The organism is Pseudorhodobacter sp., assembly GCF_030452865.1.
Classification (GTDB): domain Bacteria; phylum Pseudomonadota; class Alphaproteobacteria; order Rhodobacterales; family Rhodobacteraceae; genus Pseudorhodobacter.
In genome coordinates, this window is record NZ_JAKDLJ010000125.1 from 1 (window position 1) to 8,554 (window position 8,554).

Genomic DNA, 8,554 nt, shown 5'->3' on the forward strand with positions numbered 1-8,554 from the left:
AGCGCCGTCAGCGCCAACAAAGCCCGGCAAACCCAACCTCGCGCCAAGGTCGATCAGCACCGACTGGAAGCCGCGCACGTCGCGGTCCGGCTCCACCACCGGCCAGCGGATCGAATCCCCCGCAGCGTCGGGTTCCGAGATCGGGCGGTCCAGCAGCGAAATGCAATCGTGCCGTTCCAGATAGGTGGTGTCGGGCAAGATCAGATCGGCATAGGCCACCATCTCGCTGGCATAGGCGTCGGAATAGATGATGCGCGGGATGACATATTCGCCATCCTCGCCCTTGTCGGTCAGCATTTCCATGGTGGCGGCGGTATTCATCGAAGAATTCCACGCCATATTCGCCATATACATGAACAGCGTGTCGATTTTATAGGGGTCACCCGCATGGGCGTTGGCGATGACCATATGCATCACCCCATGCGCTGACAGCGGGTTTTCCCATGAAAATGCCTTGTCGATGCGGATGGGTTTTTCTCGCGCGTCAAGGCACAGATGTTCCGGCCCGCGCGGATATCCCAAGTGCGGGCCGTCAAGCGGCTTGCCGGGGGTCACTTTGCAATGGGGGGCAGGATGCGCCTCGGCTGGTTTGGGATAGGGCGGTTTGAAGCGGTAGCCGCCGGGGGTTTCGACGGTTCCAAGCACCACCTGCAACAGATGCAAAGCGCGGGCGGTCTGGAAGCCGTTGGAATGGGCGGAAATTCCGCGCATGGCGTGGAAACTGACCGGGCGACCGATCATCTTGGCGTGGGTATCACCGCGAAAGTCGGTCCAGGGCTGGGCCAGTTCAATAGCCTCATCAAAGGCCACGCGGGCCAGATCGGCGGCGAGTTCGCGGATGCGTATGGCTTCAATCCCCACGCGCGCGGCGATTTTTTCCGGCGCGTAATCGGGGGAAAGGTAGCGCTCCGCCATGTGCTGAAACACGGTGCGGTGGCCTTGGTATGTTGCACCCAGATCGGGCTTCGCGCCCTTTTGGTCAAACGGCACCAGTTCGCCCTGTGAAACCACAAGTGCTTTGCCGTCTGCATCACGCAGGAACAGCCCCTTTTCTGCGCCTTCATCCGAACGCATCAACAAAGGCGCATTTGTGAAGCGCGCGAGGTAGTCCAGATCGACCTTCCCCGCCTCCAGCAAGCAATGGATCAGCGACAGGATCAGCAAGCCATCGGCACCCGGCGTCACCCCAAACCAGTCATCCGCAACGGCGTTATAGCCCGACCGGATCGGGTTCACGCCAATGATTTTAGCCCCCCGTGCCTTCAACTTGCCAATGCCCATTTTGATCGGGTTGCTGTCGTGATCCTCGGCAACGCCAAACAGGATGAACAGCTTTGTGCGGTCCCAATCGGGCTGGCCAAATTCCCAAAATGCGCCGCCAACGGTGTAAATCCCACCCGCCGCCATATTGACCGAACAAAAGCCGCCGTGTGCTGCGTAATTCGGGGTGCCATAGTTCTGCGCCCAAAAGCTGGTCAGGCTTTGGCTTTGGTCGCGCCCGGTGAAGAACGTCAGTTTTTCCGGAGATTTTTCGCGCAAAGGGGCAAGCCAATCGGTGGCGATTTGAAAAGCCTCCTCCCACGAGATTTCCTCAAACGCCCCCGAACCGCGCGGACCAACGCGGCGCATTGGGGCTTTCAGCCGTGAAGGTGCAAAAACCTGCCGGATACCGCTGGCCCCTTTGGCACATAGAACGCCTTTGTTGACGGGATGGGCGCGGTTGCCTTCGATATAGCTGACCTTGCCGGATTTCAGATGCACATTGATGCCGCAGCGACAGGCGCACATATAACAGGTGGTATGCCGCACCTCATCCGAGACCTTCGGCGATGTGTCAAATTTTGGTTGCGTCATGCTTCCCCTCCGCTTGCAACACCGCCATCGCTTCCGCCGCGATCTGCGCCTCTTCCGCCGCAGGGATTATCCATGCCGCGACGATGGATTTGGGATCGTGCAGCTTGTCGGCGCGGTCGGTATTGGCCGCATCATTGACGATCAAACCGGTAAATTCCAGCCCCGCCATAATCTTGCGCCGTATTTCCACGTCATTTTCTCCGATGCCGCCGGTAAACGCCAATGCATCAATCCCACCCATCGCCGCAATCATCGACCCTGCATGCCGCACCGCCCAATAAGCGAAATGATCGCGGGCAAAGGCAGCCTCCGGCGTGTGCGCTTGCGACAGTTCCCGCATGTCGGACGCACCGCCAAGCGCCAACAGGCCGCTTTGCTTGTTCAGAATATGCCCCGCTTGCGCGATACCAAAAACCTCGGCCAGCCGCAGCACGGCATTGCCATCAATCCCGCCGGTGCGAGTGCCCATCGTCAGCCCTTCCAGCGGGGAATATCCCATCGTCGTCGCCACAGATTTGCCGTCCAGAATGGCGCAAAGGGAGGCCCCGTTGCCCAGATGCAGTGCCAACAAGCGGCGCGGAGGCGCGCCCTTGGCCGCCACGGCCTGCACCAGACTGGCATAAGAGATCCCGTGGAAACCATAGCGACGGATGCCCAGTGCCACCACCTCAGCCGAGACGGCATAGCGGGCTGCAACTTCGGGTTGGCCTGCGTGAAAGGCAGTGTCGAAACTGGCAAATTGCGGCAGGTCGGGGGCGAGAGTTGCCAGCGCCCGGATCGCCGCCAGATTGCCGGGGTTGTGCAAAGGGGCAAGCGGCACGCAAACTTCTATCCGCGCGATGACCGGATCGGTGATCCGACAGGGGGCAACGAATTCCGTACCGCCATGCACCACCCGATGCCCCGCCGCGATGAAATCCGCCACGCCATGCCCGGTCTTTGCAAGTAAGCCCAAACACGCCGCCACCGCCGCTGTGTGATCGGGTAACGGCATCGGCGTTGTAACCCCACCGATTTTCAACCGTGAGTCGCCACCAATTTCGGCAGCGATACCGGAGATCACCTCCACCCCATCCGTGAACACTGCGAATTTGACCGAAGATGAACCTGCGTTGATCACCAATACCTTGCGCATCGCCTCCCCTTCAAACCAATGATTTCACAAAGCCGAGCACCGCCAGTCCGGCCAGCAACCGAATGGCGAATTTGCGGAAATCCTGCGGGTCGGTGTTGAAAAAATGCCGCCCGCCCAGCCAGATGCCCAAAACCACCATCGGCACCGCGCCCAGCACCGCCATTACGGTATCCCATGTTATCAATCCATGCCACCACAGCAAAATTCCGGTGAAAAAATCCAGAATCGCGAAATAGGCGATCAGCGTCGCACGAAACACCCGTGGCCCAATGGTTTGCGCCGCGAAATAGGTGACAACCGGCAAGCCCCCCATGCCGAGCGCATTCGCCATGCCTGCCACTACACCCGCCGCGCCATGCGCCGCGCCGCCCTGCACCCGCGCAATTCGCCAACCATGAAGCATCACTGCGCACATCACCAGAACATAGAGCGACACCACAATCCGCGCCGCATCCACCGGAATTTGCGTGATAATCCATAGCCCTAGCGGAACGCCGATCAGCGAGCCGAGCATCAACGCCTTGACCCGCTTCCAATCCACATCACCTGCCGCCTTGTTCCATTGCTGCGCCGTCATCCAACATTCGCAGATGATTGCCACGCCGACGAAGTTGAGCGGATTGGTGACAAGACTGGATGCCGTGACCAACAGCGCCGAAAACCCAAAGCCAGAGTAACCACGCACAAAAGCCGCCCCGAACACCACCACCGCCATATAAACTGCGGCAGGGATGCTCAGGTCAAAGGGAAGGGTCATCCCGCCAGCGGCTGCTTTTGCATATCCGCTTTGGAGATGCCCGCGACCGCAACCGGGGCTTTCATCGCGTCACGGCGGAAGGGTTCGCCGAGTTCCTGGTTGATCATCGCCTCGATAAAGGTGGTCTTGCCCGCTTTTTGGTCTGCAACGGCCTTGTGCAAAGCAGCGGTCAACTCCTCCATCGTGCGCACGACGACACCGCCCAAACCGCAGGCCTTGGCGATCCCGGCATAGGACACTTTGGTATCCAACTCCGTGCCGACAAAATTGTCGGAATACCAAAGTGTCGTGTTGCGCTTTTCCGCACCCCACTGGTAATTGCGGAAAATCACCATGGTAATTGCGGGCCATTCATCGCGGCCAATTGCGGTCATATCGTTCATCGAAATGCCAAAGGCGCCGTCACCGGCAAAGCCCACCACCGGCACATTCGGTCGCCCGATCTTGGCCCCCATGATCGACGGAAAGCCATAGCCGCAAGGGCCGAACAAGCCGGGCGCAAGGTATTTCCGTCCGGCTTCAAACGTAGGATAGGCGTTGCCGATGGCGCAGTTGTTGCCGATATCAGAGGAAATGATCGCGTCTTTTGGCAGCGCAGACTGAATCGCGCGCCACGCCATGCGCGGCGACATCCAATCCGGCTTTGCATCCCGCGCGCGCTGGTTCCATGTGGTGCCAACGTCATCATCTTCATGGTCCATGCTGGACAATTGCTGCGCCCAAGCCGATTTGGTTTGCGCAATCAACGCTTTGCGCGCAGCACGCCCGGCATCGCCAGCAGATGACGAGAGTTTAGCCAACAGCGCCTCACCCACCTTTTTTGCATCGCCAACGATGCCAACGGTCACCGGTTTGGTCAGACCAATGCGGTCGGGGTTCAAATCGACCTGTATGATCGCCGCCGATTTTGGCCAGTAATCAATGCCATAACCCGGCAAGGTCGAAAACGGATTGAGCCGGGTACCAAGGCACAGCACCACATCCGCCTTGCTGATCAACTCCATCCCCGCTTTGGACCCATTGTAACCCAGCGGCCCGGCGAACAGCGGGTGCGAACCGGGGAAGGCATCATTGTGCTGATAGCCGCAGCAAACCGGCGCATCCAACCGCTCCGCCAATGCCATGGAGGCAGGAATTGCCCCCGCCAGCACCACGCCCGCGCCGTTTAGTATAACGGGGAATTTGGCATTGGATAGCAGGTCAGCAGCGCGGGAAATCGCGTCTTCGCCGCCTGCCGGGCGCTCAAATTCCACCACTTTGGGCAGATCAATATCAATCACTTGCGTCCAATAATCGCGCGGGATGTTGATTTGCGCGGGGGCCGAGGCGCGCTTGGCCTTCAAGATCACGCGGTTCAGCACTTCGGCGATGCGGGTGGGGTCGCGCACCTCCTCTTGATAGGCGACCATATCCTTGAACAGTGCCATCTGTTCGACTTCCTGAAAGCCGCCCATACCCATGGTTTTGTTGGCGGCTTGCGGCGTGACCAGCAAAAGCGGCGTGTGGTTCCAATAAGCAGTCTTCACTGGGGTCACAAAATTGGTGATGCCGGGGCCGTTTTGCGCAACCATCATGCTCATCTTGCCCGTCGCCCGTGCATAGCCATCGGCCATCATGCCGGCGGTATATTCGTGGGCGCAGTCCCAGAACCGGATTCCCGCCGCCGGAAACAGGTCCGAGATCGGCATCATGGCAGACCCGATGATGCCGAAAGCATCGTCGATCCCATGCATTTGCAAGACTTTGACAAAGGCTTCTTCGGTCGTCATCTTCATGGCAGTCTCTCCACAGTGCAAGGCGGCATCGGGGCCGCGTTAGAGGCAAGATACTCTGCGGGTGAAACCGGCTAGTAGGGCCAGTTTTACGGGCTACTTAGATCCAGATGCGGCAATCGCCGCCGCGATCAGGGTGATGCCTTCGGCAATGCGGCCAACCGGGATGGTTGAATAGGCAAGCCGGTAATAATTGCGCGGGGCGCGCGCTGGGTCAAAGAAGACACGCCCCGGTTCGATCAACACGCCTTGGTTGTGCAAATCGCGCGCAAGGGTTTCGGTGTCCACCCCTTCGGGTGCCGCCATCCAGAAACTGGAGCCACCGACGCCACCCTGGCCTGCCACCGTCAAACCCGCAGCCTCCATCGCGTCCGCCATCGCCAACCGACGGCGCTTGAAGGCCTGTTTCATCCGGTTGACCAAAGCTTCGTAATGGCCCAGCGACAGGAAATAAGCGGCAGTGCGCTGTATATGGCCGGGGGGGTGGCGCAGGGTCAGCGCACGCAAGGCCCGCGCCTCGCGGATAAAGCCTTCGGGAGCAACGATGTAACCCAAGCGCAAACCAGGAAAGATGGACTTGGAAAAGGAGCCGACATAGATCACGCGGCCCTCCCGATCCAGGGATTTCAGCGCCGGGGAAACCGGCTGGAGAAAGGACATCTCAAACTCATAATCATCCTCGACGATCACGAAATTTCGGGCGCTTGCCGCGTCCACCAAATCGCGGCGGCGCGCAATGGGCATCGTGGCATTCGTCGGGCAATGGTGGCTGGCAGTGGTGAAGACCACATCGACACCCTGCTGCAACGCCTCTGGTGGCAAGCCGTCGCGGTCCACATCAACCCAATCCACCGCACAACCTGTTTGGGCCAAAATCGTGCGCAGGCTTGGATAGCCAGGATTTTCCACCACCGCACGCTTGCCCGGCCCGGTCAAGACCTGCCCCGCCAACCAAAGCGCGTTCTGCGCGCCCATAGTCAGCAGCACCTCGCCTGCCTGCGCCTCAATCCCGCGTCGCGGGAGTATGTTGCGCTGGATATACTCGATCAAAAGGGGGTCATCGCGGTCGTAATAATCGGAGGTCAGCGCCTCGAAATCACGCTTGCCCAAGGCGCGCAACGCACATTGTCGCCAGTTCTGATGGTCAAACAGGCTGGCATCGGCTTGGCCATAGATAAAGGGGTATCGGAACTGCGCCCAATCCGCCGGTCGTTGCAACTGGTCGGCGGTGGAAAAGCGTCGGCCCGTCAACGCGGCGTAATCCACTTGATCAACAGCCAGTCGCGGCCCGGTTTCAAATTCCGGTTGCAAGGGTGCGTTTTCGGAAACGTAATAGCCGGAGCGCCCGCGTGAGGTCAGGTAATCCGACGCCACCAAATCCGCGTAGGCAAGCGTCACCGTGATCCGGCTGACGCCCAGATGCGCGGCGAGCCCCCGGCTGGAGGGCATCTTGTCACCCGCGCGAAACCGACCCATAACGATCCCTTCCGCCACCAATTGCCGGATACGCTGCTGCAATGTGCCCGTCAGATTATTCGCCAGAAAAAACGCCTCAGGGGGGATCGCCATTCTGGCCTCATTTTTTGAAATGATCTGGACCTATTGCGGACAACCCTTCGTCAATTGTCAAGCGCGCTGGTTTCATTCTGGATCAAATACCTAATTCCGCGCATTCCACCGCCAAAAGGCTGCTGAAACAGTCGGCTCATCAGACCGCTGCCGGGCCGGCCTTGGGCTAGCGGCGGCTATGACATCGGGTTGATGGGCGATGTGGTTGCAGGGCTTGGCCGCCCCATTGCTCATTCTGGGGACGGGCAGTTCAGTGTGTCTGCGGTTTCCCATCTCCCGGATCAGCGCTGCACCGTGGCGGGTTTTGTGGCGGGATCCGATGCAGGCGTGACAGAGCATGCCGCTATGCAAATGGTCACTGCGCGTTGCCGAAATAGGCGATCGCGGCGATCAGCAGGCCGATGGCGACGACGGCAAAGGTGATTTTCCAGACTGAATAGGGACGCTCGCCTTGTACCTTGCCGGTTTGACCATTGACGACGAAACGATAGGTTTTGCTGTTGTATTTGTAGGCCGCCATCCAGATCGGCAAAAGGATATGTTTGAAGGTTTCGGCACTGTGCGCGGTGTTGATGCTGTTGATCTGCTGTACATCGCCGCCAATGTCGCGGCGCACGTCATTGGCGATGGCTTTCGCCATTAGCTCATGGCCGCGCGCATTTCCGTCGGCAAGGCTGACGGTATAACCTTCGGCGGTGAACCCGGCGAGGTAATCGGCACTATAGGGTTGCAGCGCAGACAGATCCCACGGTTCCAACCCTTCGGTGTAATCACGCGGCAGGCTGCGCGACGCAAGCACCAGTACGTCATCAAACACCCGTCCGAGAATACCCGAGGCGGGATACCACTGGATTTTTTGTACCTGTTCTTCCCGTTGCTCGCTGCGGCCATCAACCATCACCGTTACGGTCCGGGTTTCATAATAGTATTCCCCGCGCTGCCCGGTATATTGGGAGCGGGTGGCGGCGTCGAAGGTCCAGTAAGGAACGTAGAGGCCGGACAGCGCGCGGCCTTTGCGGGCGTATTCGACCAGACCGTTCGGAGCGAACCACAGGCTGCCCAGCCATTTGCTCATCGCGGAGCGCGCCGTGCGTTCATCCAGTTGAAACGGGATCAGGGCTTGTGGTTTGATCTGGCGATTGGTGCTGGTGTCAATCACCAGCGGTGTTGCACAAAACGGACATTGAGTCGCGTGTCCTGCGCCTGCAAACTCCACCAAGGCACCACAATTCGGGCATGTGGTGGTTTGCGCTTCCTCCATCGCGGTTTGCGGTAGGTCATCGCGCAGCCCGAGCGCCAAGGGATGCTCGCCCATTGCATATTGGCGGGCAGACTCCGGCGCGGCAGGGATTTTCTGAACATTTCCGCAGTGGTCGCAGCGCAATTCCGTCTGGCCGGGGGCAAAGCGCAGCTCTGCCCCGCAAGTGTCACAGGGCCAGCGGAGGTCTTTTGTTGCGCTCACATCAC

6 protein-coding genes are annotated in these 8,554 nt (G+C 59.5%); all 6 read right to left on the reverse strand.

What is annotated here, in order from left to right; translation table 11 throughout:
- On the reverse strand, window positions 1-1,854 hold a 1,854-nt coding region (locus L0H65_RS09215), incomplete at its 3' end, for a molybdopterin-dependent oxidoreductase (RefSeq protein WP_301458579.1).
- Window positions 1,835-2,989, reverse strand: a complete 1,155-nt coding sequence (locus L0H65_RS09220; RefSeq protein WP_301458580.1) for an acetate/propionate family kinase — start codon at window positions 2,987-2,989, stop codon at window positions 1,835-1,837. The genes L0H65_RS09215 and L0H65_RS09220, both read right to left, overlap by 20 nt.
- 10 nt (window positions 2,990-2,999) lie before the next feature.
- Complete coding sequence (locus L0H65_RS09225; RefSeq protein ID WP_301458581.1) at window positions 3,000-3,746, reverse strand: sulfite exporter TauE/SafE family protein; 747 nt, start codon at window positions 3,744-3,746, stop codon at window positions 3,000-3,002.
- The gene (gene xsc / locus L0H65_RS09230; RefSeq protein ID WP_301458582.1) at window positions 3,743-5,521 is read right to left on the reverse strand and encodes a sulfoacetaldehyde acetyltransferase; all 1,779 of its coding nucleotides are present in this window, start codon (window positions 5,519-5,521) and stop codon (window positions 3,743-3,745) included. The genes L0H65_RS09225 and xsc overlap by 4 nt, the downstream gene beginning before the upstream one ends.
- A gap of 93 nt (window positions 5,522-5,614) precedes the next feature.
- Window positions 5,615-7,087: a PLP-dependent aminotransferase family protein gene (locus L0H65_RS09235; protein WP_301458583.1), complete on the reverse strand. Its 1,473-nt coding sequence runs from the start codon at window positions 7,085-7,087 to the stop codon at window positions 5,615-5,617.
- A gap of 355 nt (window positions 7,088-7,442) precedes the next feature.
- Window positions 7,443-8,549, reverse strand: coding sequence for a primosomal protein N' (replication factor Y) - superfamily II helicase (locus L0H65_RS09240; protein ID WP_301458584.1), 1,107 nt, complete (start codon window positions 8,547-8,549; stop codon window positions 7,443-7,445).
- Between the last annotated feature and the right edge of the window lie 5 nt (window positions 8,550-8,554).